Source organism: Brevundimonas sp., from assembly GCF_046295075.1.
In the GTDB taxonomy this organism is placed as follows: domain Bacteria; phylum Pseudomonadota; class Alphaproteobacteria; order Caulobacterales; family Caulobacteraceae; genus Brevundimonas.
In genome coordinates this window covers 349,994-376,592 of record NZ_JBKBOC010000001.1, presented here as the reverse complement: position 1 = coordinate 376,592, position 26,599 = coordinate 349,994, and the positions used below count along the sequence as shown (strand labels likewise).

Below are 26,599 nucleotides of genomic sequence, written 5' to 3'. Positions count from 1 at the left end.
GCCATAAGACTTCAGGCCAGCATGTCCAGCAGGGTTCCGGTCATGTCGTCGGCGGTGCGGGCGACGGCGGCGTTGGCGCTGAAGGCGGTCTTGGCCTGGATGCGTTCGACGGTTTCCTCGGCGAGGTTATTCAGAGGCGCGGTCGCGGTGCGGCGCGCGCTGTTGTCGAACCGGTTCTGGGCGCTGGTCATTCCGGCGGCGGCGATAGACAGGGCTTGCATGGCTAAGGTCCAGACGAGGTGCGTTCGGTCTCCAGACTGCGTCTTTCAGGTCAACGTCGCCTGAAGGAACAGGGTGAACGCCGTTTTCTGCCCCGCTTGCGCCCTTTTTCGTGTATAGAGCGCCATCATTCGCCCGGCCTGAGGTCTGACCTCGGCCGGGCGCGGTCGTTTCAACGACCGCCCTTGTCCGTTTGCCCAGGTTCCCTATGCCCTTTCCCGCCGTCCATCCCGCGCTCGACCGCGCCCTGATCAACAAGGGCTATGCCGAACCCACCCCGGTTCAGGCCGCCGTCCTGGAAGTCGAATACGCCGAACGCGACTTGCTGGTCTCGGCGCAGACGGGCTCGGGCAAGACCGTCGCCTTCGGCCTGGCCGCCGCCCCGACCCTGCTGGGCGACAAGCCGATCTTCGGCCCCGGCGGCGCGCCGCTGTGCCTGGCCATCGCGCCGACGCGGGAACTGGCCATGCAGGTCGCGGCCGAGCTGACCTGGTTGTACGCCGACTCCGGCGCCAAGATCGCCACCTGCGTCGGCGGCATGGATGCGCGTCGTGAAGCCCGCGCCTTGAGCTTCGGCGTCCATATCGTCGTCGGCACGCCCGGCCGCCTGAAGGACCATATCGACCGGGGCAACCTGGATCTGTCCGAGCTGAAGGTCGCCGTCCTGGACGAGGCCGACGAGATGCTGGACATGGGCTTCCGCGAGGATCTGGAGCACATCCTGGACCAGGCGCCGGCCGAACGCCGCACCCTGCTGTTCTCGGCGACCATCGCGCGCGAGATCGTCACCCTGGCCAAGCGCTACCAGAAGGACGCGGTGCGGATCGACGCCACCGACAAGACGCGCCAGCACGCCGACATCGAATATCGCGCCTATCGCATCGCCCCCAACGAGATCGAGCACGCGGTGGTCAACACCCTGCGCTGGTACGAGATGCCGCGCGCCATGGTCTTCTGCTCGACGCGGGATTCGGTGCGCCACCTCCAGGCCTCGCTGCTGGAGCGCGGCTTCTCGACCGTGTCCCTGTCGGGCGAAATGGGTCAGCGCGAACGCACCGACGCCCTGCAGGCGCTGCGTGACGGCCGCGCCCGCGTCTGCGTCGCCACCGACGTGGCCGCGCGCGGTCTGGACCTGCCGGACCTGGGCCTGGTCATCCACGCCGAACTGCCGATGAACCGCGCCGGCCTGCTGCACCGTTCGGGCCGGACGGGCCGGGCGGGCAAGAAGGGCGTCTCCGTGATGCTGGTGCCGCACTCGCGCCGCCGCAAGGCCGAGCGTCTGATGGACGACGCCGGCATTGACGCCGTCTGGTCCGGCGCGCCGACCTTCGACGAAATCCGCAAGGCCGATGAAGGCCGTCTACTGTCGCCCGAGTTCTTCGAGGCTGAGGTCTCCGACGAGGACATGATCGTCGCCAAGCGGATGATCGCCGAGCGCACGCCCGACGAGATCGCCGCCGCCCTGGTGCGTCTGCTGCGCAAGGAACAGCCGGCGCCGGAAGAACTGTCCGATCCGGGCTCGGATCGCAGCCCCGTCAAGCGCGAACGCACCGTGCGCAACGAAGACGGCACGGCCGCCCAACCCTGGCCCGGCGACCGCCTGGGTTCGGACGACGTGGTCTGGTTCCGCCTGGACGTGGGCCGCAACAAGAACGCCGACCCCAAATGGCTCATCCCGCTGATCTGCCGCATCGGCGGCATCACCAAGCCCCAGATCGGCGCCATCCGCACCTTCCCCGACGAGACCCGGTTCGAGGTCGCCAAGACCCACGAGAAGGCCTTCCGCGAAGCCGTCGCCGCGTCCAAGGACGAGGTCAAGATCACGCCGTCGGAAGCCCCGACGCCGGGTTCGATGAAGGCCGGTCGTTACGAAGGTAAGCCGCGTCGCGACGAGGGCGACCGTCCGTTCAAGAAGACCCCCTACAAACGCGCCGACGGCGGCGATGCCCGTCCGGCCTTCAAGAAGCCCTGGGCGCCCAAGGCGGATGGCGGCGGCAACCCGCGCTCGAACGCCGCGGCTGACAAGCCGTTCGCCAAGAAGGCCTTCCAGGGCAAGCCGAACTTCAAGAAGGACGGCTTCAAGGGCAAGCCGAAGGGCTGATCTGATCCTCACCCGTGAAACGGGGGAGGGGGACCGCGCGTAGCGTGGTGGAGGGGGCGGATACGTCTGCGGCGTTTGCGCGGGACTTCGCGTCCGGACATTGAGCGACTGTGCTGCGGTCGCCCCCTCCACCGCTTCGCGGTCCCCCTCCCCCGCAGGCGGGGGAGGATTGGCGGACTTGCCACCCGCGTCGTGCGGGCGCACCCTCCATCCATGACCACGCCGTCGGCACCCCAAGAACGATACGCCTCGTTCCAGGCCTTCTATCCCTATTACATCCACGAACATTCGAACCGGACGTGCAGGCGCATCCACGTCGTCGGCACCGGCCTGGTGATCCTGGCGTTCGGGGTCTTCCTTGTGACGTGGAATCCCTGGTGGCTGCTGGCCATGCCGCTGATCGGATACGGCTTCGCCTGGGTGGGGCATTTCTTCTTCGAGAAGAACCGGCCCGCGACGTTCAAATATCCGCTGTGGAGCCTGATGGGCGACTTCCGCCTGTTCTTCGAGACGGTGTCGGGCAAGCGTCGCTTCTGATCCGCATTTCAAGCTGCGCGGTTATTTGAAACCGACTAGTCTGCCCCTGCGGCGGTTCGCCGCTGCTGGAGGGAGCGCTCATGAAATCCATCGCCATCGTCGCCGCCGCCTCGGTCCTGTTCGCGCCGGGCGTCAGCCTGGCGCAGAAGGGCGAAGCGAGGCCCGACTTCAACCTGGATCCCAACTACGGCACGGTCGACCTCTCGGCCGGGTTCGAGCCCGATCCCTACACCAAGGCCATACGCGCCGGCGGTTCGATCCCGGCCTCTCGCGCCAAGTCCGGTTGCGAGGGCAATGTCAGCGCAGCGCCCGATTTTCAGGTCACTTACGAGGCGGGCGCGCTGGACCTGACGTTCAAGGCCGTGGCGTCGGAGGATACGACGCTGCTGGTCAATACGCCGGGCGGCGACTGGTATTGCGACGACGACAGCGGCGGAGATCTGGATCCTGAGGTCACGATCGACGGCCCTCAAAGCGGCCGTTACGATATCTGGGTCGGAACCTATGGCGACAGCATGGTCGATTCGACCCTGTCGGTCACAGAGCGCGTCGGCATGGATGGCGACGATTCGAGTGGCGGCGGCCCGGACATCAGCCTGGAGCCCAACTACGGCACGGCCAATCTGCGCGGCGGCTTCACGCCCGATCCCTGGATCAAGTCGATCCTGGCCGGCGGTTCGACGCCCGCCTCGGCCGCCAAGTCGGGCTGCGAAGGCTCGGTCAGCGCGGCCCCCGACATTCAGATCTTCTTCGAGCCAGGCGATTCCGACCTGACGTTCCGCGTGCGGGCGGAGGAGGACACCACCCTGTTGATCAATACGCCGAACGGCCGCTTCTATTGCGACGACGACAGCGGCGGCGATCTGAACCCCAAGGTCACGATCACCAATCCGCAGAGCGGTCGCTACGACATCTGGGTCGGCACTTATGACGACTCGATGGTGCAATCGACGCTGGAAGTGTCCGAGATGGACTGATCGCGCTCAGGCGCAGACACGAAAACGCCGGCTGACCATCGCGGTCAGCCGGCGTTTTCATTTCCGCATCGCGTTAGTTGGAGGCGGTGGTCCAGGCCGGGGGGCAGCCGTCGAAACGGCCGGCGTCGGCGATGGTCAGGGTGCGCATGTTCAGCCGTTGCGCCTGGCTCATCGAACCGCGTCCGTGGCCGGTGTAGAGGTCGATCTTCTGACCCTTGATCGCGCCGCCGGTGTCGGAGGCATACCAGTAGCCGTCGTGGATCGTGCCGTCGGCCATACGCAGGCCGACTGTCTCACGGATGAAAAGCTTGGTGCGGCGCGGGATCACGCGGGGATCGACCGCGACGGTGCGCATGGCGATCGGACGGCAACCGAGCGAATCGTTGCCCGTGGCGCCGCCGCCGCCTGCATGATACAGGCGCGCTGATGCGCGCCAGTCGGGATCGGAGGCCATCAACTCGGCCTGTTCGGCGTTCAGAGCGGTTTCGATTTCGGCGGAACCGACGGTGGCGGCAGGGGTTTCAACCCTGACTTCATCCGCCGCTACGACATCATTGTAGGGGACAGGCCCGCTCGTCACAGACGACACGGCGGCCCAAAGCATGGCGATAGCAGCGGAAGCGCCGATCATGAGTTTTGCTCAGGAGACACCGGCTCCCAACGCCGCCGGCGCCCACCTTGTCGCGTTAACTTGTGGCGAGAAAGCGGCCAAATCGTCCCGTGCGCCGTAGGTTACGATTTGTTGCTAGGTTAACGCGCTGTTTTTCCTGATCTATCTATCCCCAGCTTGCGATATGCGGCAAGCCCGTGATTGTCCCATGAGGACTGGCTAGGCTGCCTCGTCGCGACGGGCCTCGGCCTCGCGCACGGCCTCGACGGCGCGGTCCAGCACTTCCAGCCCGGCGCCGGGCTGGATCGCCTCGACCGTCAGGATGCGCCGGAAAGCGCGCGCGCCGGGGCGACCGTGCATCAGGCCCAGCATGTGCCGCGCCATGGCGGGCAGGGCGACCCCCTCGGCCAACCGCGCGGCCATATAGGGCCTATAGCGGTTCAAGGCCGCAAAGGCGTCGGTGTCGGCGACAGGCTCGCCATACAGGCGACGATCCGCCTGACCCAGGATGGCCGGCTCGTGATAGGCGGCGCGGCCCAGCATGACCCCGTCCAGCTTGACCCCGTCGGCGTCGTCCAGATGCGCCTTGGCCTCGTCCATCGAGGCGATGCCGCCGTTGATCGAGATATTCAGATGCGGCCGCTCGCGCTTCAGCCGGCGCACCAGATCATAGTCCAGCGGCGGCACGTCGCGGTTCTCCTTGGGCGAGAGCCCCTTCAGCCAGGCCTTGCGCGCATGGACGACGAAGACCTCGATCCCCACAGCGGCGCAAGCGTCCACCGTGGCGAACAGGCTGATCGCCGGATCCTGATCGTCTACGCCGATGCGGCATTTGACGGTGGCGGGCACGTTGACCGCCTCGCGGATCGCCGCCATACAGTCCGCCACCAGTTCCGGCTCCCGCATCAGACAGGCGCCGAACCTACCCGACTGGACCCGGTCCGACGGGCAGCCGACATTCAGATTGATCTCGTCATAACCGAACGCCTGCCCGATCTTCGCCGCCTCAGCCAACTGCGCCGGATCCGACCCGCCCAGTTGCAGCGCGACCGGATGCTCCAGCGCATCGAACCCCAGCAGCCGCTCGCGATCCCCATGCAACACCGCCGGCGCCGTCACCATCTCCGTATAGAGCAAGGCCCGCGTCGTCAGCGCACGGTGAAACGCCCGGCAATGCCGGTCGGTCCAGTCCATCATCGGGGCGATGGAGAGTGTGCGCGCTTGAGTTAAAAGCATTTTCTGTAAGTTCAGAGAGTTGTCGGACGGTGTTTGCCGACGCTTTACGCGCTTTTTCGACGGTTTTCGCGTTTCTACGACAACTCAGTGCACTCTTTTTGCACCCAAAACATGGCTTCGATCCGCAAGCAAAGGTCTGGTCGGTGGCGCGCCCAGGTTCGGCGTAAGGGATACGTTGTGAGCGAGACCTTCCTGCGGTTCGACGACGCCAAGGCGTGGGCGGTCGAGGCGGAACGTCCATCGATCGAGGCGAGAGGCCGCAGGCTTCCCGCGCCGCGCGGATTGAGTTGGCGGGGCTGATCGAACATTTCGTGATGGTGGCGCCCGAAGCATTCTACCAGTTCAGCTCCAGCCCCACCGAAAGCTGTCGGCCGGCGGAGCCGATCTGGAGCAGGCGGGCGGGGGTGCGTTCGTAGGCCAGGTCGCGGGTGTCCGTCAGATTGGTGGCGGCGATGGACAGGCGGGTGCGGGCGTCGATCCGGTAGGTGGCCTGGGCGTCCAGATAGCCGGCGGGCCCGACGATGAAGGCCGATACGCCGCCGCCCTGCAGGTCGGCCTCGGAACGGAAGGCGGATCGCCACGACCAGGACAGGTTCAGCGCGAATGGGCCGCGTTCCAGATAGGGATTGATCGACCAGGAGAGGTCCGACACGCCGGTCAGGCGCTCGCCGTCCGCCAGGCGGCTGTCGGTCAAGGTGGCGCTGGCCCAGACGCCCAGTCCGCCGCCCAGCCGGTGGTGAAGGCCCGCCTCCAGCCCGTCGATCCGGGCCTGGCCGACATTGCGCGGTCGCGACATCAGGACCGGCGCCTGGACCGCCGCGCCGGCTCGGGTCTCGAACGTCAGGGTCTCGACGGCCCATGTCGCCTGGATGAAGTCGCGGATCGTCTTGTGGAACAGGGCCAGGCTGAAACCGGTCCGGCTGCCGGTGAACTCATAGGACAAATCCAGATTGGTCGAGACATAGGGCGTCAGTTCGGGGTTGCCGCCGATCCCGCTGAAGATGACGCCCGGTTGGGGGTCGTCGACGGCCGCCTGCCCGTATTGGTAGATGGCCGAGACCAGGACGCTGGCGGGCACCGTCGAGGCGCGCAGGTCGGCCAGGGATGGGCGGGTTATGGTGCGCGACGCCGCCAGGCGCACGACGGCGTCGTCCGCGATGTCGAAGGCCAGGTTCAGGCTGGGCAACAGGATCGCATCCTCGCCATCGTGGGTCAGGGGCGTGACCTGCGCCACGCCGCCGACGCCGGCCATGCGCGCGCCCTCCACATGGGTGCGCGTCCCGACTAGCCGCAGCCCGGCGTTGCCGAAATAGGACAGGCCGACCCCGCGCCCGTCGAAGTCCGCCCGAACATAGGCCGCGGCGACCCGCTCCTCGACGCCGTAGGAGTTCTGAAGGTCCGAGCCGGTCGCCGTCAGGTCGTCCGGCCGAAACACCACGTCGTCGCGTTCGCCGGGCAGGACGAAGGCGGCGCGCAGCCGGTCGAACGCCGGCGTGATCCACGGACCGGGACGCGCCGCGATCAGGTCGGAAAAGACGTCTCCCGGCGTGACGCCGTCATAGAGTGAGGCGATGTCGCCCTGGCCGGGGCGCAGGGCCGCGCGTCGGTCGCGGCGCTGATAATCGCGGCTGCGCGTGCTGAACTGGCCGCCCATCTGAACGGCTGAAAGCCGAAGGCCGCCCCAGGTTCGGTCCAGGGTGCGGCGGGCGTCAAGGACGGCGGTCACGTCCTCGTCGCGGGACTGGACCGCCCTGATGTTCAACTGAGCCAGTACGAGCCGGGAGGGATCAAGCAGGTCGAAGTCGGTCGTCAGTCGGTCCGTTCGACGGGCGTCGGCGGCGCCCTCCAGATCGAAGGCGTAGGCGACGCCTTCCGGCGACTGGGCCGACAGTCGCTCCAGCGGCGTGTCGAGCACGGAACGGGCGCTGGAGACGCTGAGGCGTGGGGTCAGCCGCCAGTTCCCGCGTCGCAGTTCGGCGCCCAGCGAGGCAGCGACGTTCAGGTGCGACTGGTCCGAGAACTCGGTGTTGTTGTCGATGCGGCCGGCGGCGATCCGGCCCGCCGTGACGACCCCGTCCTGAACCCGCTGGATGGCCCCCGGCGCCGCCAGTCGCTCGCCCAGGCCAAACACGAGCCGGTCCTCACGTATGGCGTTGTCGAAGGTCGAGACCAAGGCGTCGAGGTCGAGGCGAAGGTCGGGAGAGACCTGCCAGTCCGCGCCGACGAAGCCGCTGCGGCGGCGTCGATCCTCGCTTTCGACCGTGGTGCGCAGGTCGTTGGGAACCGCCAGGGTGCGGCCGTCCACGACGATCTCTCCATAGCGCATGACCTGAAACCGGTCGTAGCGGACCGATCTCTGTTCCTGCGACAGACCGGCGACCAGGCCGGCGGAACCGCTAGACGACACCCATCGTCCGCCGACGGACAGATCGGGGCTGATGCGTCCGTCCCGCGTCGTGGTCTCGCCGCCCAGCCGCAGCGTCAGAAACGGGTCGCCGTCCAGCCCGCCGGCCGTCTCGATGTCGATGTTGGAGCCGATGCCGCCCTCGGTCAGGTCCGCCGTCGCGGACTTGGTCAGGCGCGCGCCCGCCAGCAGATCGACGGACAGGGCGCGAAACCGGAACTGCCGCCCGCTCTGGGTCGAGTTGCGGATGTTCTCGTTGAAGGCCACAGGCGCGCCGTTCAGGGTCACGGACTGGAACAGCGGCCCCAGACCCCGCACGCTGACGAACTGACCCTCGCCGACCTCGCGTTCGATGGCCACGCCCGGCACGCGCTGCAGGGCCTCGGCCAGATTGGCGGAGGGCAGGTCGCCGATCCGTTCGGACGACAGGCCGTCGGAGATCACGTCGGCGTCGCGCTTGCGCCGCAAGGCCTCGTCGATCCGATCCGACAGGCGGCCGACGACCTCGACGGCTTCCAGTTCGGTCGTTTCCGGCGGGGGAGGGGCAGCAGGTCGGACGCTCGGGGCGACGGCCCAGATGCGCACGCCCCGCGATCCGACGAAGCGATAGCGCAGGTCGGTCCCCTCCAGCATCCGCGCCAGGGCGGCGCGCCAGCTCATCCGTCCGTTGACTGCGCGCGTGCGCACGTCCCGGCCGGGCCGTTGGACGAAGGCCAGTTCGCACCCCGCCTCCAGGCACAGGCGCAACAGGGCGGAGGAGGCGTCCTGGCCGGCGATGTCGAAGGCCTGTACGCGCGATGCAGACTGCGCCCAAGCCTGGTGTGCAAAGGCCGGCTGGGCCAGCGCAGACATCACGGCGACGGTCGCAACCCCGCAGACGACGCGCCATGGCTTGCGTCGCACGCCGGCGGGCAGCGATGCAGCGGGCGGTTTCAAACAGCGAGCCTCGGGGAGATGTTCCGTGAAGCCCTTAGCGCAGTCCCATGACAGGTCTGCGATACGGCCGCCTCACTCCGCGCGGATCAGCCGCCGGCCGTCTTCGTCCTGCACGATGCGGATCGGCAGCAGAGCCGCCATCCGGGCCTCCAGCGCATCCTCGCCCTCAAGCGGCAGGATCACCGTCACGCGGGTGCGCCCCAGCGCAGGATCGGCCAGGACCAGGGGATGGTCCGAATAGCTGGCGACGGCGGCGACCACGGCCGACAGGGGCGCATCCTGGAACACCAGGCGACGCTTGCGCCAGGCCGTCGCCATCTCGACGTCGGCGGCGGTCTTGCGGATGCCCGGCTTGCCCGGCTGGAAGTCCGCGCGTTCGCCCGGCGACAGCGTCAGGGCGCCGTCCAGCGCACCTTTGGCCGTCGCGTCGCGCGTCCCGACCGCGACGCGACCCTGCAACAACGATATCTGCGCGCCGTCGCCGGTCAGGGCCGTGACGAAGCGTGTGCCGGTCACGATCACCCGACGATCCCCGACCGCCACTTGGAAGGGGCGGGCGGCGTTGTGGGCCACCTCGAAATAGGCCGCGCCGCGCTCCAGCGTCGCACGGCGCGCGTCGTCGCCCAGTTTCACGCGGATGGCGGACCCGGCGTCCAGCGTCACCCGCGACCCGTCGTCCAGGGCGATGTCGGTGATCCGGCCGGGCGCCGCCTCGTAGAGGCGACCCTGTTCGGCGCCTTTCCACATCGGGACCAGGACGACGGCGGCGGCGACGGCCGCCACGGCGAGACCCGACGCCAGCAGGGGGCGACGCGTCATCGACTTGCGCTCGGTGCGACGCAGGGCCGCCAGATCGCCGGCGAAGGCGCTGCGCAACGGCTCCAGCGCGGCCTGGTCGGCCTTGGCCTGCTCATACTGAAGCAGATGGTCGGGATCGGCCTCCAGCCACGCCATAAGGCCCGCCTGTTCGCGCGCGCCCGAGCCCGGCCGCGCCATGCGGGCCAGCCACGCCTCGGCCGTCCTGGGACGAGCGGCGATCAGGATGTTCAGGCGCTCCAGCATCAGCGTGGGGATTTCCTTTTAGACGCGCGGTGCAGGTCGCCTTTGCGGCCCGCCTCAAAAAGCACAACGATCCAGCGGCGAGACACCTCAGTCGCCCCGCGATTTCTTCAGTTGACGGAGGGCTTCGGCGATATGTTTTTCGACCATGCTGACCGAGACGCCCAGCCGTCCGGCGATCTGGCGATAGGTCAGGGCCTCGAACCGGTGCAGCAGGAAGGCGTCGCGGGTCTTGGGCGGCAGGGCCCGGATCACAGCGGCGGCGGCGGCCAGGTCCTGGCGGCGGATCAGGCCCGTCTCGGCGTCGGGCGTCTCGCTGGCGATCGCGCGCGGGCCCTTGTCCAGGTCATGGATGTCATGGGCGCTGCGTCGGGCGCTCTCGCGTCCGTCGGCCTTCCAGCGGTCGAGCTGGATGTTGCGGGCGATGACGAACAGCAGGGGGCGGGCGTCGGCGCTGTTCAGATCGTGGCCAGCGCGGTGGAAGCGCACGAAGGCCTCCTGAACCACGTCCTCGGCGTCGCCGGCGCCGCGGGTCTTGCGCAGCAGATAGGCGACCAGATCGGCCCGCAGACGGTTCACCTCGGCCTCAATGTCGGTGTCCGGCGCACGCGCAAAGACGCCCCCTCCTGAACAGGAGGAGGCGTCACGGCGAGGCGAACGCGCGGGGATCACGCGCTCGCCTGACAGTCAGGGCAGGGGTTCAGGTCCACGAACGGATCAGAACTCCATCCGCAGGCCAAGATTGATCCGGCGTCCCGACATTTCGTACATCGTGGGGAAGGACGGATCCATCGTGTAGCCCTTGGTCGCCTCGTCGGTGACGTTGATGCCTTCCAGGTTGATCTGGATGGCGTCGGTCACGCGATAGCTGGCCGACAGATCGACCTGGCCGTAACCCTCGCGCCAGATTGGGTACATTTCGTAGCCGATGGCTTCGACGTATTTGTCCTTGAAGTTGTAGGACGCGCGCGCCTGGAACCGGGCGTTCTCGTAGAAGAGGGTGACGTTGTAGGTGTTGTCGGCCAGGCCGACCGGCGGGGTGGGAATGCCCAGCTTCGACGTGCCGGTCAGCGAGCTGTCCAGAACGGTGTAGTTGGCGTTGATCCCGAACCCTTCCAGCGGCGCGTAGAACTGGCCAAACGGCACCACGGCTACCAGCTCGACCCCGCTGACCTCATAGGAGCCCGCCTCGTTGATCGGCTGATAGACGTCGAAGGTATAGACGCCGTCGATCGTGCCGTTGGCGTTGTATTTGGTCACGTTCGGCACGGTGCCCGTCAGGGCCTGACGCACCACGCCCTCGATCTCCTTCCAGAAGTACGAGACCGCCAGCAGGCCGCCGTCGCCCAGATATTGCTCCAGCCCGACTTCCCACTGTTTGGCGTAGGTCGGCTTCAGGTTGGGGTTGCCGTCGGTGAAGCGGAACGAGTTGAAGCTGGCCGTGCGCTTGTAGGCCAGATCGGTCAGGGCCGGGCGGATCAGGGTCTCGGACGCCGCTGCGCGGAACACCAGGCTGTCGGTCAGTTCGGCCGTGACGTTCAGGCTGGGCAGGACCTTGTCATAGCCGCCGTCGCTGGAAATCGGCGCGGGGGTGAAGCCGGTCGTGCCGTTCGGGTTCTGGATCTGGTGATAGCCCGACGAGGTGATCGCGGTGTCGACATAACGCGCCCCGCCGTTGACCGAGACGGGCACCGGACCGATGTCGAAGTTCAGGTCAGCCATGGCGTAGAGCGACAGGACCTTTTCCGACACCTCGTAGTAGTCGCCGGGCGTGAACGGCGTGGAGAAGCCGTCATAGCGGAAGGTGCGACGGGCATAGTCGTTCGACACCTGGCTCCAGTTCAGATCGCGAATGCTGAAGGCGCCGCCGGGAACCAGTTCGCTGATCGGCGTCAGTTCGCTTTGCGACATCGGACGGTTCAGATAGTCGACGCGACCCGGTCCGGTCCCCTGGATGTTCAGGGCGCCGTACTGACGCTCCTTGGACTTGTCGGTATAGCGCGCGCCGAACTGGACGCTGGTCAGGGCCGGGAAGAAGTCCAGGCCCAGGTATTTGGTGAAGTCGATCTGGCCGGCATATTTGTCGTCGGTGATCTGTTCCAGCGACGTCTCATAGGCTTCGAACAGATAGCTCTGAGGCGAGTTGTACATGTCGATCGAGGCGGGGTTGGCGCTCTTGATCGTCTCGCCGCCATCGGCGGTCCAGCGCGTCCGCGACGGCGCATAGGCGACGTGCTTCAGGTTCGAGTAGTCCAGCGTCTTCTCGGCGCCGGAATAGCCGGCCAGGGCGTGCAGTTTCCAGCTGTCGCCGCTCCAGTTCAGCTCGGTCCCGAACTGGCGATAGTCGGTCTCGTTGATCTGCTCCTTGCTGAGCATCTCGTGCTGGGTGGCCGTGTAGGAGACATCACGCAGCACGACCATGCCGTAGTCGGCCAAGGTGGTCTTGTCGTACTCGTGGATCGTCTCCAGCGTCGAACGGCTGGAGGCCGAATAGGCCGCCGCATCATACTGGTCTTCAGTGGTCTCGTAGCGGCCGATCAGGGCGTCGAACGCCAGGCTGAACTCAGCCGACGGCCGGTACTGCAGCGAAAGTGAGCCGCCCCACTGGTCCTGAGTGTTCAGATAGGCCCGGTCGCCGACCTTGTCCTGGAAGATGATGCGGTCGGTCTCGGCGGCGTTGGCGCGGTTCTGGACGATGACGCCGGCGTCGCGCGCCAGCACGGCCTGCGCCTGGGTTCCTCGCGTGCCGCTGGCGCTGAGGAAACGCGTCAGGGGACGGAAGTTGATGCCCGATTCCGAGTCCGTGCGGTTGGTCCGGCGTGCGGTCGAGAAGGACACCAGCGCGCCCCAGTCGCCCCAGGTGTCGCTGGCCAGGAAGGACAGTTTCGGATCGGTCTTTTCCGAGATGGAGTTGTAGGCACCCTCGGCCGCCGCCACGACGCGACGCCCCTCGTAGTCGAACGGACGCGCGGTCGAGATATTGACCGAACCGGCGATGCCGCCTTCCTCGTCCGCCGCGCGCGGGGACTTCTGGACCGTGACCTGCTGGATGATTTCCGAGGCGAAGATGTCGAACTCGACGTCGCGCCCGCCGCTGCCCGAGGCGGTCGCCAAACCGTTGATGGAGACGAAGGTGAACTCGCTGGGCAGGCCGCGCACGGATACGCGCTGGCCCAGGCCCCTGTTGCGTTCGATGGTCACGCCGGGGATGCGCTGCAGCGCCTCCGCCAGGTTCTGCTCGGGGAAGTTGGCCACGTCGGTCGCCACGATCGAGTCGGAGAAGCCGACCGTCTTGCGCTTGATGTCGACGGCCTCTTCCAGGCTGCGGCGATAGCTGCCGGTGACGATGATCTCGTCGACCTGGGACACATCCGCCTGAGCCGGGGTCTGCGCCGAGACTTGATCGGCCGTTTGCGCGAAGGCGGCGAATGGCGAGACGGCCGCGACGACCAGCGCCGTCGTGCCGAGAATTCGGTTCTTCATTTGGACTACCCCCAGAGAGCTTGACGCGTTTCACCCGCGAAACACGTCGACCGGCCCATGGCGTCACGCCGGCCGATCTACCGCCCTCAACGACGGCGTCACCCCGCCCCTCAGCGTGTGACAGCCGATTTCATCCAATGTTCACGGCGCTGTCGCGTTCGACCCCGGAACAGCCCCCGACGCTGCTTCTGGACGGGCCTCTGGGCGGGTCTGGGCGAGCGCCGCCTGCACCTCGGCGCGCGCCGCCTCCATGTCGCGGCGGAAGGTCTCCGAGCGCTGTTCGGCGCCATAGATGACCACGCCCGACAGGATGCCGGCCTCGGCGGCGCTGTAGCTGTGCGAGCCGCAGACGAAGCGGCTCTCGGCGAACTCGCGACCGCGCGCATAGAGGGCGTCGGCCCTCTGGGGCGCCAGTTCGGCCAGGATCATGGCGATGTGCATGCCGTGCGCCGAATGGCCCGACGGATAGTCGGGATTGCCCGCCAGGTGATCGCTCTTGGCCTCGCAGATCGGCAGGTCCGTGCCGATATAGGGGCGCTTGGTGCCCCAATGTTCCTTGGCCAGGCCGACCACTGACCGGTCGTTGCCCGACCGATCCAGCAGGGCCGTCAGCACCGGCGCCTGTTCCGGCGTCAGGCGCACGCCCAGCGCTTGGGCGAAGTGGTCGTATTTGTCGCCCGTGACGTCGCCGGTCGCCATGTCCCAGCGCGCCGTGCCCTGAAGGGCGCGGGTCTCGCGAAACACCCCGGCGTTGGCGATGTCGCGGGGCGAGCCCGGCTCGGGCGGCGGGGCCAGCACGGTGGTCAGGTCCGGTCGATCCGCCGCCGCCAGATAGCCGCGCACGGGCGCTCCCGCGATCATCTCGACCGCCAGCCCGTCGCACCGCGCCGCCGCCCGCACCGGATTGCACGCCGCCGCCTGGGCGCCCGGCAGCCGCACCTCATAGGTCGCAAAGCGCGGATCGGCCCAATAGTAGTCGGTCGAGACATATTGCGCCCCGCTGGCGAAGGCGGCGGTGCGACGGCCGACGTCGGCGGCCCTGGCCTCGACCGTGTCGGCGTCGGCGCGGGTGCGGACGATGAAGCCCTGGCGCACGGCTGCCCGGATGCGATCCTGCTGGGCCACCGGATCGTTCAGGGTCAGATAGGCGGCGGCGGGGCTGGCCTCGTCGGTGTTGACGAACATCGCCCGGCCTTGCAGCGACGGACGGCCCGCCGCATAGGCCGCGACCTTCTCCGAGCCTTCGTCCAAAGCAAAGAAGACCTTGCCGCGCGCCTCGCCGACCGTCGGCCACCCGCCGGCCAGCACGCCTTCGCGCAGGGTGGCGTGGTCGCCGCGCACCTGGTTCGGCGTGATCAGGCGACCGGCGTCGAACACCGAACGGATCTCGGCGTCCAGCGCGTCCCAGGCCGCCGCGTCGAAGTCCATCGGCGCCACGCCGCCCGGCATGGAGGCCGCACCCGTCTTGGCGTTCAGCATGATCAGGATCGGCGCATGATCGGGATGGGCGGCCGACCAGTCGCGGATCTGGGTCAGACAGGCGACGAAGGTCAGGCAGGAACTGCGGAAATCCACGTCGGGCATATGCAGCACCTTCATCCCCGGCCGCGCCATGGCGTCCTGGAAGCCCGCGCTCGTCGGCACGCCCTGGCGTGCTCGACCCAGGGCCGAGGCCGGATGCGCGTAGCGCCCGCCCTGGGGGTCGTTCAGCACGTCGATCTCCAGCTGACGCGCGCCGTCGTCCAGTTGTTCCGTCAACGGACGATGAGCGTAGTCCAGCCCCATCGCGCGCGGATCGACCGCCGTCATCGCCGCCAGTTCCGCCTCGGGAATGGCCAGTTTGTAGCTGTTGTGGGTCCCGACCGCGGCGATGTCGTTCATCCGCAACGACCGATCCATCCAGACCCGCGCACAGGCGTCCCCGCCCGCTGCGCCCACATCGGCGGCGGTCGGCTCGCAGGACGACGCGCCCAGAAGCAGGGCGATGATAAGAGCGCTCATGATCGATCTCCGGGGAGGACGCCGCTGGAAGTCGCGCGTCCTTCAGACAACGACCGTGAACCACGCTTCCTCAACAGCGGCGTGACAGGCGCTGCTAGCGGCTCGCCTGTCTGGCCTCGACCAACTCCCGACGCGCGACCTCGAAATCCGCCTGGAACGCCGGGTCGGCCTTGAGGCGGGCGAACAGGGCGGCGCCGACAATGCGGCCGGCCTCGACGTCGCTGGCGTAGTGCACGCCGCAGATGGCGCGGCTTTCGCCATAGGCGAGACCACGTGCGAGGATTTCGTCCGCGCGGTCGGGCGCCATCTCCGACAGAACCAGCGCCCAGGCCCAGCCCAGGGCGGAGTGGCCTGAAGGATAGGAGCCGCTGGCAGCCAGCCAGGGTTCGGGGGCAATACAGGTTTCGGCGGGTTCAGTGACGAAGGGGCGCGGACGCACGAAGCCGCGCTTGGCGGGGGTCTGGATGGTCTCCAGGTCGCCCAGCATTCGGCCCAGCAGGCGGGTCAGGACGGGCATGCGTTCCGGGGTGAAGCGGATGCCCAGGGCCTCGTCGAAGACGCGGGGCGCGCTGGGGGTCTCGATCTCATTGTCTGCGCGAGCCTGGGCCCAGCGCGGCGTGTCCTTCAGCGCGCGTGTGGCGCGATAGACGGCGATGTCGTCCTGCTCGCGCAGCGAGCCGGCCTGGGGCGGAGGCGACAGGAAGGCGGCGGCGTTCGGCGCGCTGTCCTTTGACAGATAGCCGTGCGGATGATCGCGGAAGCCGGTCCAGAAGACGGGGGCCGGCGCGCTGGCGCAGCCGACGAGGGCGAACGCCAGGGCCGTCGCGGCTAGGCGACGCATGTGAGGGAAGTCGCTCATTGGGAACTCTGGAACTGTTGGATTTTAGGCGAGCTGGGCGCCGGGACGGCCGTCCTCGACGACCCAGGTGTTCAGGGTGGACAGGGTCGCCCTGGGATCGCGAACGTCGCTGATGGTCTGATATCGCGTGGTCATCAGGCGCGGCGTGATGTCCATCGCGATGTAGCCCCGGACGCGACTGTCGAAGAATTTGATCTGCGGGTTGTTCGGCATGTTGGCCATCAGGGCGTCGTAGGGCGGGCCTGAGGACGAGATGGAGGTGCCGACGAACTCGGTGGCGACCGTCGCCGACGACGGGTCGGCGCTGACGCGCTTCACGTCGTTGGTCCAGAAGGAATGGTAGTCGCCGCTGAGCACGACGGGATTGCGCGGCTTGAGGGTCGCCAGAGCTTCGGTCATCCGGTCGCGGGCGACGGGATAGCCGTCCCAGGTGTCGGTCCAATAGCGCGTCTGCGCGTCGCCGTTGCCGAACCGCAATCCCGCCATCACCAGGTCCTGCCCCAGGATGTTCCATCGCGCCTGCGACCGGGCCAGGCCGTCGTAGAGCCAGTTTTCCTGTTCGAAGCCCAGGAAGGTGCGCGACGGGTCCAGGCGGTCGGGACAGGCCGCGTCGGTCACCACCTGCCCCTTGCCGCCGTTCGGGCCGTCGCTGCAGGCCTGTTTGGACCGATACTGCCGTCCGTCCAGCATGAAGAATTCGGCCAGGTTTCCGTATCGGATGCGGCGATGGATCGGCATCTGAAGGCGGGAATCGAGGCGAATGCGGCGGATCGGCATGGCTTCATAGAAGGCCTGGTAGCCGGCGGCCCGGCGACGCAGGAAATCGTTCGGCGCGACGCTGGGCGTCTTGGACCAGATGCCGGAATAGTCGTCCTGAATCTCGTGGTCGTCCCACGTCGCCAAGCAGGGCGCGGCGGCGTGCAGGCGCTGCAGATCGGCGTCGGTGCGGTGCAGGGCGTAGCGGTTGCGATAACCGGCCAGGGTCGTGGCCTCTTCCAGTCCATAGGGACGAACGACATTGGCCGTCTGGGCGCCGGTGCGGCTGTATTCGTAGATGTAGTCGCCCAGGAACAGAGTCAGGTCCGGCGCCTCGTCGGCCATGTGGCCATAGGCGCTGAAATAGCCCGACTCCCAGTTCGAACAGGAGGCGACGGCTAAACGCAGCCGTTCGACGGAGGCGTTCGGCGCGGGCGCGGTGCGCGCCAGGCCGACGGGGCTTTGCTGACCGGCGGCGGTGAAACGATACCAATAGGGACGGCCGGGGCGCAGGCCCTGAACCTCGACGTGAACGGCATGGGCGGCGGAGACGTCTGCAACGACACGGCCCGAGGCGGCGATGCGGCCGAAGCCTTCGTCCGTGGCGACTTCCCACAGCACCTCGACCGGCCCCGACAGGCCGCCCAGACCGTCGGGCGCGACGGGATCGGCCGCCAGCCGGGTCCACAGAACGAAACCGTCGAGCCAGGGATCGCCGCTGGCGACGCCGAGCGGAAACAGATAGGCGCCGCCGGCCTGCGCCTGGCCGAAACGCAGCACGACCGGGGCGGCGACCAGGCCGGCGATCAGGGCGCGGCGGCTCAGCGGCATCGAAGGTTTGAGCATCAGCATCGGCGACGGTCCTGGCAGGCGTAGGCAAGAGGGCGGCGGACCGGAAGAACCGGCCCGCCGATGGCGACTTGGCTTAGAAGTCCATCGTCAGGCGCACGCCCACGGTGCGGCCTTCGTTCGGCGAACTGGTCGGACGCGCGCCGCCGTTGAAGTTGTTGCGGGTCTCTTCGTATTCGGTGTTGAAGAGGTTGCGCGCCCACAGACCGACGCGCCAGTTGGCGTTCTCGGGCCCCGCGCTCAGATTGGCGTTCCACAGCCAGTAGCCGGGCAGGACCGAGGCCGAGGACGCGTTGTAGATGCCGTCGCGCTGATTGTAGTTGGTTTCGGCGCGAAGGGCGACGCCGGCCATCGACCAGTCATAGGCGATGGAGCCGCCATAGTTGAACTTGGGGAACTGCAGCGGTTCGCCCGAACGGTCGTTCGAGATGATGATGTCCCACGGGCCGTTGACCGGATTGGCGGCGTTGGTCGCCGCAGCGTCGATGGCGAAATACTCGCTATATTCGCCTTCCTTGTAGCCGAAGTTCTGGCTGATCGTCAGGCCGGCGAACGGCGTCCAGGTCAGCTCGATCTCGCCGCCATAGATTTCGGACTTGGGCACATTGGTGATCTTGCCCAGCTGGCCGGTTTCGCGGCTGTATTCGTTGCCCTGGATTTGCTGGTTTTCGTAGTCGTAGAAGAAGACGGCGCCGTTGACGCGCAGGGTATTGTCGAACAGGTCCGATTTGATACCGGTCTCATAGGCGATGACGACTTCAGGCTTGAAAGGCGTCTGCGACTGGCCGTTGTAGGTGGTGAAGCCGCCTGACTTCACGCCGCGCGCCACGCTGGCGTAGAACAGGGCGTTGTCGGCCAGGTCATATTCCAGACCGAAGCGGCCGGTCCATTCCGACAGTGACGTCTCGTAGGTCGTCTCCGGGCCGACCGCGACGTTCAGGCGGCGTGTGCCGGTCGTGGTCAGGCTGCGGTCTTCGTTCTCATACCTCAGGCCGGCGATCAGGCTGAGGCGATCCGTCAGGGCGAAGCTGTTGTGCGTGAAGACGCCGATGGCCTGGACCGACTGATCATAGGGCGTGTTGATCAGGTTGCGATTGGCGCCGCGGAACTCGGTGTAGAAGCCGCCATCGACGCTTTCGTCGGCATAGTGGGCGCCGACCATCCAGTTCAGGCGACCCTCCTCGTTCGACAGGCGGGCCTCCTGTGAAAAGGCCTTGATGTCGTTGTAGAAATAGACGTCCGATTCCGCCGCCGGCGTGCCGTCCCAGTCGTTGTATTCCGAACGGCTGAAGGTCTGGTAGGCGGTGATGGTGTTCAGCGTGGCCCAGCCCAGGTCGGCGCGGACGCGGGCGCTGAGGTCCAGGCCGTCGTTGTCGCGACCCGGCTTGGCGTCCAGGCTGCGACCGGACACGGCCGCCAGGGCCGGCGAGATCTGCCAGCCCGTGATGCGGCGGGCCGTATCGGCCGGATAGGTGACGCTGCCGTCGAAGACGGGGTAGGGCGCACGCAGGCGGAAGCCCAGGCCATCCGATTTGTCGACTGAATAGGTGGCGGACAGATCGACCGTGACGTCTTGCGAGGCGTCCCAGGTCAGGCGGCCGCGCAGTGCGGTCTTGTCGCGATCCCCCAGTTTCTGGCCGGTCACGCGGTGGTACTGCCAGGCGCCGCCCTGTTCGGTGACGGCGGCCAAACGACCCAGCAGGCCGGGCGCGATCTGGCCCGAGACATAGCCCTCGACCTTGTAGCGATCATAGGAGCCATATTCGGCCGAGAAACCGGCGCGTTGATCGACGGTCGGAGCGTTGGTGATAATGTTTACCGCGCCGCCGGTCGTGTTGCGGCCATACAGGGTGCCCTGCGGTCCGCGCAGCACTTCCAGTCGCGAGATGTCGAACATCGCGCCCTGGGTGGTGATCGTATAGGGGTGGGCGACCTCGTCGACATAGATGCCGACGGTGGAGGCGTTGTTCGAGGAGTATTCGCGCGTGCCAATGCCGCGGATGCGGAAGCTGGGCTGGCCGCTGCCAAATTGGCTGTCGACCTCCATGTTCGGGACGACGTTTTCGATGTCGTTGATGACGCTGACGCCCTTTTCGTCGAGGTCCTGACCGCCAATGACAGTCAGGGCGAGGCCGACGTCCTGGCTGGACTGTTCGCGACGCTGGGCGGTGACGACGATGTCCTGCACCGTCGCGGTGTGAACCTCGGAAGCGGTTTGGGCCGCTGCGGGCATGGCCGCAAAGGCGAGCACGACGCCGGAGGCGCCGAGGAGAAGACGTTGCATGTTGACCATCCTTCGGGCGACGCGCGGGGAGACCCCCTCCCTCGCGCGCCGAAGCGTTTCGGGGTGTCGTCGAACAGTCGCGATCCGGCGGTCAGGCGGGGCGACGACAAGCACAGGGGAGGAGGCCTGAGCCGCCTTCGCCGCGCCAGAAAAACAACTGTTCGACAACGATCCGCCAATAGGGTGCTCGAACAATGCTTTTGTGACGCTTCTCTGAACTGTTTCTGTCAGGCTCTGCTATTAAGCTCGCAGTTCGCGGGTAACGCGTGTTCTGTCACGTGCAACGCGCAACCAACCGCAATGCCGCCGCCTGAAGGTCCGTTCTAAGGATAGGGGCGCCCGTCGCGCGCGCCGTCAGGGCGGCGCCCTTGATCCACAAGGCGAAGCGCGTGGCCGCCAGGCGGTTCAGGGCGAACTCGGCGGGCCAGACGCCCGCGCTGTTGTAATAGGTGCCGCCGCCTTCGGGGCCGCGCAGCAGCATGACGAGATCCTGCAGCGACGGGTCTCGCCGCGCCTCGATACAGGCGCTGGCGATCAGGCGGGCGTAGCGGACGTAGAACCCCTCGGCCTGCGGCTGGATCGACACGGTCGGCGCCATGATGCGCGCCCAGCTGTCCAGATCGGCGGCGGCCGGATCGCCTTCGGGCCGTTGACCGGCGAGGTAGCGGGGCATGTCGCGGAACACGCTGTGCCAGACGGCGTCCAGCACGAACCGGCGCATGTCGGGCCAGTGATAGGCGATGGTCGAGGTCGAGGTGCCTGCGACGACGCTGACCGAACGGTTGGTGACCGCCGTCACCCCGCCGGCCAGCATCTGGTCGGCGGCGATGTCGAGCAGTTTGCGCCGCATCGACTCCGGCGCCAGACCTTCGGCGGGCGCCTTGGGCAGCACCAGATTTTCACGCCGCCACAAGGTCGCGGTCGCTGGACCGTCGGGACGCCCGAAGGCGTGATCGACCAACCCGCCCAATCCTTCGGCGACGATGATCGCATAGTCGCTGCGCCCCGAAAGCGCGACGGCATAGAACTGCTCCATGGTCAGCCAGGCGACGAGCGGCGCGGCGAACTCGGCCAGCCTGTCATTTGCGGCCAAGTGATTGCGCCAGGCCTCGCATCGCATGGCGTCCCACCGAGCCATCAGGTCGCGACGCTCGGGGCCGGTCTCGGCGTCCAGCAACAGGGCTTCCCAGATCCGCACGAAACCCGCCTCATGCCCCGCCCGCAGGTTCAGATAGTGCTGGATCAAGGCCAGCAGATTGTCCCGCTCGACGGGCAGGCCGGCGACGGCCTGGAAGAACCGGGCATGGAAGTCCGCGTCCCGGCGCAGGGCTTCCTCACCGACAGCCTGGATCAGGCCGGACTTGGCGCCGAACAGATTGACGATGACGGTCGTGCTCTTGCCGACGGCCTGTGCCAGATCGCGCAAGGTCAGGCTGCTCAGCCCTTCGCGGGTCGCATGCGCGATAGCCGCCTCGACGATCTGCTGGGCGTCGATGGCGCGGCTGGTTGTCGGGGAAGCGGGCATAGGTCTCAATGCCGGGACGGTCATGGCGTGTCGAGGCCTGGGAATTGAACAACTGTCGCTGTCGGATTTGCTCTGGGAGCGCCGTAAAGGTCTCTCACTTGAGCAGTGCTTTTAGCCGCCGGGCGATCTGCGGTCCAAACTTGATCGTCCAGCAGCGAGTAGGGCCTCCGATCAGCCTACTACCCGGCATGCAGTGGAGACAAGCTAGCGTTAGACCGACCGAACTGTCATTCCGGGGTAGAGTTTTACAAATTTGTGAATACTGCGGTTATTACGGATCAAGTAATTTTAAACGCTCTGAATGTCGTTTCAAAATAGAAGGCCAATTTTTCGCAATTGTGATTGTTCAGAAATATTTCAAATTGTCCGTATGGAGACAATTAGACAATAAGAAGCCCTGATGTCATGAGTCTATTACAATAAAAGCATAGACCCAGTGGAAGGGGTGCTGGACTGCGTCAGACTGATGCGCAGTGGCCCGTGCATATTTCCAGGGGATCTCGATGCTTCGCTTGAACAACATTCTATTGGCTGGAACCTGCGTTCTCGCCCTCTCCGCTTGCGGCTCGGCCGAGGTGGCTTCGCCTGGCGAAGGGGACTTCGGCGGCGGCAACGGCGGTGGCGGCGGTCCGACCACTCCAGCTCCCGGCAACGGCACGCCGGCGACCGATTGCCCCACGGGCTTCGCCAATGTCGGTCTGATCGCGAACGGCACCCTGCGCGTCTGCCAGCTTCCCCAGCAAATCCTCGGCGCGCTGACCGTGCCGTTGCGCGCGGGCACCATCTATTCGATCTCCGGCCGCACTGAAGTCGGCACCGATCGGGGGCCTGACGCCGCCGCTCCGACCGCCGGTTCGACCCAGGGCATCCTGACCGTCGAAGCGGGCGTCAAGGTCTTCGCCTCGGGCGGAACCGACTATCTGCTGGTCAATCGCGGGTCGCAAATCTTCGCCGAAGGCACCGCGACCAGCCCGATCATCTTTACGAGCCGGCAGAATGTCGAAGGGACCACGACCTCGTCCTCGCAGGGACAATGGGGTGGTCTGGTCATCGCCGGTCGCGCGCCGACCGCCGTCTGTCCGGTGGGCGTCACGGCGCCGAACGCAGCCTGCGTCGGTCAGATCGAAGGCACCAGCGCCAACTACGGCGGCAACAGCCCGGCCGATAACTCGGGCCGCCTGCGCTATGTTCAGGTCAACTATTCCGGCTTTGAAATCTCGCCGAACAACGAGTTGCAGGCTCTGACCCTGGCCGGCGTCGGCTCGGCCACCACGGTCGATCACTTCCAGTCCTACAACTCGTCGGACGACGGGATCGAAATCTTCGGCGGCAACGTCAATCTCAGCTATCTGGTGATCAACGGCGCCGACGATGACGGACTGGACACCGACACCGGCTGGCGCGGTGGCGCGCAGTTCGGCATCATCACCCAGAAGCCGACGGCCGTGACCAACGGCAGCCGTGGTTTCGAATGGTCGGCCGCGCCGTCGGGCACGACCTACTTCGCCCAGCCCAAGATCTCGAACTTCACGATCGTGGGCCGCAACGCCGCCGTGGCCGCCGATGCGATCATCACTCTGAACACCGGCACCTCGCCGTCGATCATCAACTCGGTCTTCACCAACCCGACGACCTCGGCGGCGGCCTGCCTCGACATCGACGATGCGCAGACGGTGACCAACGCGCCGATCTTCCGCTCGGTCTACTTCGCCTGCTCGCGTCCTTATGAAAACGACAGCAACGTGAACGCGGCTGCGACGGAAGCGGTGTTCATCAACGCCACCAACGTCAACAACACCGCGGCGGGCACGTCGACGATGACGGCTCCGGCGGGCGCGACCATGACGAACAACGGTCTGACCTTTATCAACGGCGCCAACGAGACGGCGGTCACGGCCGCCAACGCACCGGCGCTGTATCCGTTCTTCACCTCGGTCACCTACATCGGCGCCGTCAGGAACGCGGCCGACACCTGGTACCTCGGCTGGACCTGCGGCCTGGCGGCCGGTTCGACCTGCTGATGACGAAAAGGCGGACGAGGACCCAGTCGGGTCCTCGTCCCATTTCGCCTGTTTTCGTCACACCCCCTTCAAGGCGCAGATCATGAAGACTCTTACTCTGACCCTGACAGGGGTCTTGCTAGCCACAAGCGCGATGGTCGCGCCTGGCGTCGCATCCGCACAAACTGAAATCCCGTCCGCCCCGGTCGAACAAACTCCTGCGGCTCAGGCACAGGCCGACGTCGATCAGACGCCGTCCACCGTCGATGAGATCGTGGTTCTCGGCCGTTTCATCCCCGAGCCAAACCGCGCCAGCCCTGAGGTGGCCGCCTTCCTCACGGCCGAGGACCTGCAGCGTACGGGCGATTCCACTGCCGCAGCGGCCCTGACCCGCGTCACCGGCCTGTCGGTCGTCGAAGGCCGGTTCGTCTATGTTCGCGGTCTGGGCGAGCGCTATTCCTCTGCCCTGCTGAACGGTTCCCCGCTTCCCAGCCCCGAACCGCTGCAACGCGTGATCCCGCTGGACCTGTTCCCGTCGGACATCCTCAAGGGCGTCACCGTTCAGAAGACTTATTCCGCCAGCTTCCCCGGTGAATTCGGCGGCGGCGTCATCGACCTGCAGACCCTGTCGACGCCGACGCGGCCCTTCTTCACGATGAAGGCTTCGGTGGGTGCGGACACGGAGTTCACCGGCCGCAACAACCTGATCTATTACGGATCGCGCACGGACTTCACGGGCTTCGACGACGGCACGCGCAGCGTTCCCGACGGCATCGATCTGGCGTTCGCGTCGGGCAAGCGGATCCAGGCCGGCCCCGACTATACGGCGGACCAGCTCAGGACCCTCGGCCAGTCGCTGGAAAACGCTCCGCTGCGGCTTCTACAGAAAGAGCAAACCCCGGCGAACCTCGGCTTCAGCCTGACCGGCGGCAACGCGATGCAGACGCCGTGGGGCACGCTCGGCGCCGTCTTCGTGGCGGGCTATGACAACAGCTGGAAGGGTCGCCAAGGCGTGCGGCAATCCGGCCGGATCGACAGCGGTCAGTTGGTTCTGGCCGACGACTATGTGTTCCGCTCCAACGAGAACAACATCGGTCTCAATCTGTTCGGCTCTTTGAGCTTGGCGAACGACGACAACGAGATCAAGTGGACCAATTTCTACGTCCGAAACGTCACCAAGGAAGCCCGCTCGGTCGCTGGTTTCGACGATCTGGGCGGCGGCGCCTATCGCCGCACCGACTATACGGAATGGTTCGCCCGTCAGCTCTTCACGACCCAGCTGTCCGGCGATCACACGGCGGGCGCCTGGGACTTCACCTGGCGTGCGGCCTACGCCAAGACCTCGCGCGACGCGCCGTATGAGACCCAGTTCGGCTACGGCAAGAACGCGGCCGGCGATATCATCCACAATCTCCAGGCCAACCGGATCTCGTTCAGCAATCTGGACGACACCATCGTCTCGGGCGGCGCGGACGTCAGCTACACCCTGCCGCTCTCGGAAGCGCGCGAAGCCAAGTTCACCCTGGGCGTGGCGAGCAGCGACAACGATCGTTCGTCGCAGCAGCGCATCCTGCACTTCATCGCCCCGAACGGCCTGACCCCCGAACAGCAGCTTTCGCGCGTCGACTATCTGTTCTCGGATTTCAACATCGGCTCCACGCTGCAGCTGGAAGAAATCACGGGCTCGAACGGCGCTTCGGCCTATGATGGGAACCTGAGGATCAATGCGGTCTACGGTCAGGTGGAGGCCGAGGTCATCCCCTTGGTGAACCTGAACCTCGGCGTCCGCTTCGAGGACGGCAAACAGAGCGTCAATCCGTTCGACCTGTTCGGCGCCGCGACCGGCTTCCTTCCGACCGAAATCGACGAAAGCTATGTGCTGCCGGCGGCGACGGTTACCTGGAATTTCGCCGAGGACATGCAACTGCGGTTCGGCGCGTCCAAAACCATCGGACGCCCTCAGTTCCGCGAACTGGCGCCGCAGCAATATACGGACGTCGAGAGCGACAGGACCTTCATCGGCAACCCGTATCTGGTGAACACCGAATTCCTGAATCTGGATGCGCGCTACGAGTGGTATTTCGCCCGCAACCAGTATGTGACGTTCGGCCTGTTCTACAAGGATCTGGACAAGCCGGTTGAATCCAGCGTCGTCGATCAGGGCGCCAGCATTTCCCAGACCTTCATCAACGCCCCCAAGGCCATCGTCAAAGGGGTCGAACTGGAGGCCAAGAAGTTCTGGGAGTTCCCGGACAACGGCCTGCCCTTCATCGCCAGCAAGCGTTGGCTGGTCTCGGGCAACTACACCTACTCCAACTCCGAGGTTAAGGTCGAAGACGGCGACACCGTCACGACCCAGTCCAGCCTCGGCGTCGCCCAACCGGCCTCCTTCTACGTCATCGATGGAAGCCGCCTTCAGGGCCAGTCGGACCACGTCGCCAACCTTCAGTTCGGTTGGGAAGACGACGCGGCCAAGTCGCAAGCGACCATCATCGTGAACTACGTCTCCGAGCGCACCTCGGCGCGTGGCCGTCCCGGCGAGCCGGATCTGATTCAGGATCCGGGTGTGTTTCTCGACCTGGTGTATCGCAAGGACTTCACCGTGATCGGGCAGGACCTGGGTCTCGCCATCGAGCTGCGCAATCTCCTCGGCACCGACTACGACGAATATCAGGAGCAGGGCCGCAAGATACGGATCAACAACTACGATCTCGGATCCAGCGCCTCGGTCAGCCTGACCGCGCGCTTCTAGAACAGCCTGTC

At 66.5% G+C, this 26,599-nt stretch carries 17 protein-coding genes; 5 read left to right on the top strand and 12 right to left on the bottom strand.

Going from position 1 to position 26,599, the window contains the following annotated elements:
- Nucleotides 1-11: 11 nt before the first annotated feature.
- Nucleotides 12-221 (bottom strand): flagellar basal body rod C-terminal domain-containing protein, encoded by a 210-nt coding sequence (locus ACK4MH_RS01885; RefSeq protein ID WP_409713903.1) that lies wholly within the window; start codon nt 219-221, stop codon nt 12-14.
- Nucleotides 222-427: 206 nt separating this feature from the next.
- Here ACK4MH_RS01885 and ACK4MH_RS01880 point away from each other — a divergent pair, with 206 nt between their 5' ends.
- From ACK4MH_RS01880 to ACK4MH_RS01870, 3 genes are all read left to right on the top strand, one after another.
- Nucleotides 428-2,320 carry a DEAD/DEAH box helicase gene (locus ACK4MH_RS01880; protein ID WP_409713900.1) on the top strand — a complete coding sequence of 631 codons (1,893 nt, stop codon included), beginning with the start codon at nt 428-430 and terminating at the stop codon, nt 2,318-2,320.
- A gap of 213 nt (nt 2,321-2,533) precedes the next feature.
- Entirely contained in the window at nt 2,534-2,857 is a 324-nt protein-coding gene (locus ACK4MH_RS01875) for an Mpo1-like protein (protein ID WP_409713897.1), read from the top strand.
- An 80-nt stretch (nt 2,858-2,937) separates the two neighbouring features.
- On the top strand, nt 2,938-3,834 hold the full coding sequence (locus ACK4MH_RS01870) for a hypothetical protein (protein ID WP_409713894.1): 897 nt from the start codon (nt 2,938-2,940) through the stop codon (nt 3,832-3,834).
- 73 nt (nt 3,835-3,907) lie between these two features.
- Here ACK4MH_RS01870 and ACK4MH_RS01865 read toward each other — a convergent pair whose 3' ends face one another.
- From ACK4MH_RS01865 to ACK4MH_RS01815, 11 genes are all read right to left on the bottom strand, one after another.
- Entirely contained in the window at nt 3,908-4,465 is a 558-nt protein-coding gene (locus ACK4MH_RS01865; protein ID WP_409713891.1) for a 3D domain-containing protein, read from the bottom strand.
- Between the two features lie 198 nt (nt 4,466-4,663).
- Nucleotides 4,664-5,680, bottom strand: a complete 1,017-nt coding sequence (dusA, locus tag ACK4MH_RS01860) for a tRNA dihydrouridine(20/20a) synthase DusA (RefSeq protein WP_409713888.1) — start codon at nt 5,678-5,680, stop codon at nt 4,664-4,666.
- A 334-nt stretch (nt 5,681-6,014) separates the two neighbouring features.
- Nucleotides 6,015-9,020, bottom strand: a complete 3,006-nt coding sequence (locus ACK4MH_RS01855; protein ID WP_409713885.1) for a TonB-dependent receptor — start codon at nt 9,018-9,020, stop codon at nt 6,015-6,017.
- A gap of 72 nt (nt 9,021-9,092) precedes the next feature.
- A complete protein-coding gene (locus tag ACK4MH_RS01850) occupies nt 9,093-10,082 on the bottom strand; it encodes a FecR family protein (protein WP_409713882.1) in 990 nt (329 codons plus the stop codon).
- An 87-nt stretch (nt 10,083-10,169) separates the two neighbouring features.
- Nucleotides 10,170-10,658: an RNA polymerase sigma factor gene (locus ACK4MH_RS01845; RefSeq protein ID WP_409713879.1), complete on the bottom strand. Its 489-nt coding sequence runs from the start codon at nt 10,656-10,658 to the stop codon at nt 10,170-10,172.
- 138 nt (nt 10,659-10,796) lie between these two features.
- On the bottom strand, nt 10,797-13,562 hold the full coding sequence (locus ACK4MH_RS01840; protein WP_409713876.1) for a TonB-dependent receptor: 2,766 nt from the start codon (nt 13,560-13,562) through the stop codon (nt 10,797-10,799).
- Nucleotides 13,563-13,703: 141 nt separating this feature from the next.
- On the bottom strand, nt 13,704-15,563 hold the full coding sequence (locus ACK4MH_RS01835; RefSeq protein WP_409713873.1) for a Ca2+-dependent phosphoinositide-specific phospholipase C: 1,860 nt from the start codon (nt 15,561-15,563) through the stop codon (nt 13,704-13,706).
- A gap of 94 nt (nt 15,564-15,657) precedes the next feature.
- The gene (locus ACK4MH_RS01830; RefSeq protein WP_409713870.1) at nt 15,658-16,422 is read right to left on the bottom strand and encodes an acid phosphatase; all 765 of its coding nucleotides are present in this window, start codon (nt 16,420-16,422) and stop codon (nt 15,658-15,660) included.
- Nucleotides 16,423-16,446: 24 nt separating this feature from the next.
- Complete coding sequence (locus ACK4MH_RS01825; protein WP_409713867.1) at nt 16,447-18,030, bottom strand: alkaline phosphatase D family protein; 1,584 nt, start codon at nt 18,028-18,030, stop codon at nt 16,447-16,449.
- Nucleotides 18,031-18,103: 73 nt separating this feature from the next.
- The gene (locus ACK4MH_RS01820) at nt 18,104-20,311 is read right to left on the bottom strand and encodes a TonB-dependent receptor (protein ID WP_409713864.1); all 2,208 of its coding nucleotides are present in this window, start codon (nt 20,309-20,311) and stop codon (nt 18,104-18,106) included.
- A 274-nt stretch (nt 20,312-20,585) separates the two neighbouring features.
- Nucleotides 20,586-21,836 (bottom strand): TetR/AcrR family transcriptional regulator, encoded by a 1,251-nt coding sequence (locus ACK4MH_RS01815; protein WP_409713861.1) that lies wholly within the window; start codon nt 21,834-21,836, stop codon nt 20,586-20,588.
- A 503-nt stretch (nt 21,837-22,339) separates the two neighbouring features.
- On the opposite strand from ACK4MH_RS01815, the gene ACK4MH_RS01810 reads away from it, so the two are divergent.
- Together ACK4MH_RS01810 and ACK4MH_RS01805 are read left to right on the top strand one after the other, a co-directional pair.
- Entirely contained in the window at nt 22,340-23,857 is a 1,518-nt protein-coding gene (locus ACK4MH_RS01810) for a hypothetical protein (RefSeq protein ID WP_409713858.1), read from the top strand.
- Between the two features lie 82 nt (nt 23,858-23,939).
- The gene (locus ACK4MH_RS01805; protein WP_409713855.1) at nt 23,940-26,588 is read left to right on the top strand and encodes a TonB-dependent receptor domain-containing protein; all 2,649 of its coding nucleotides are present in this window, start codon (nt 23,940-23,942) and stop codon (nt 26,586-26,588) included.
- Nucleotides 26,589-26,599 lie beyond the last annotated feature (11 nt).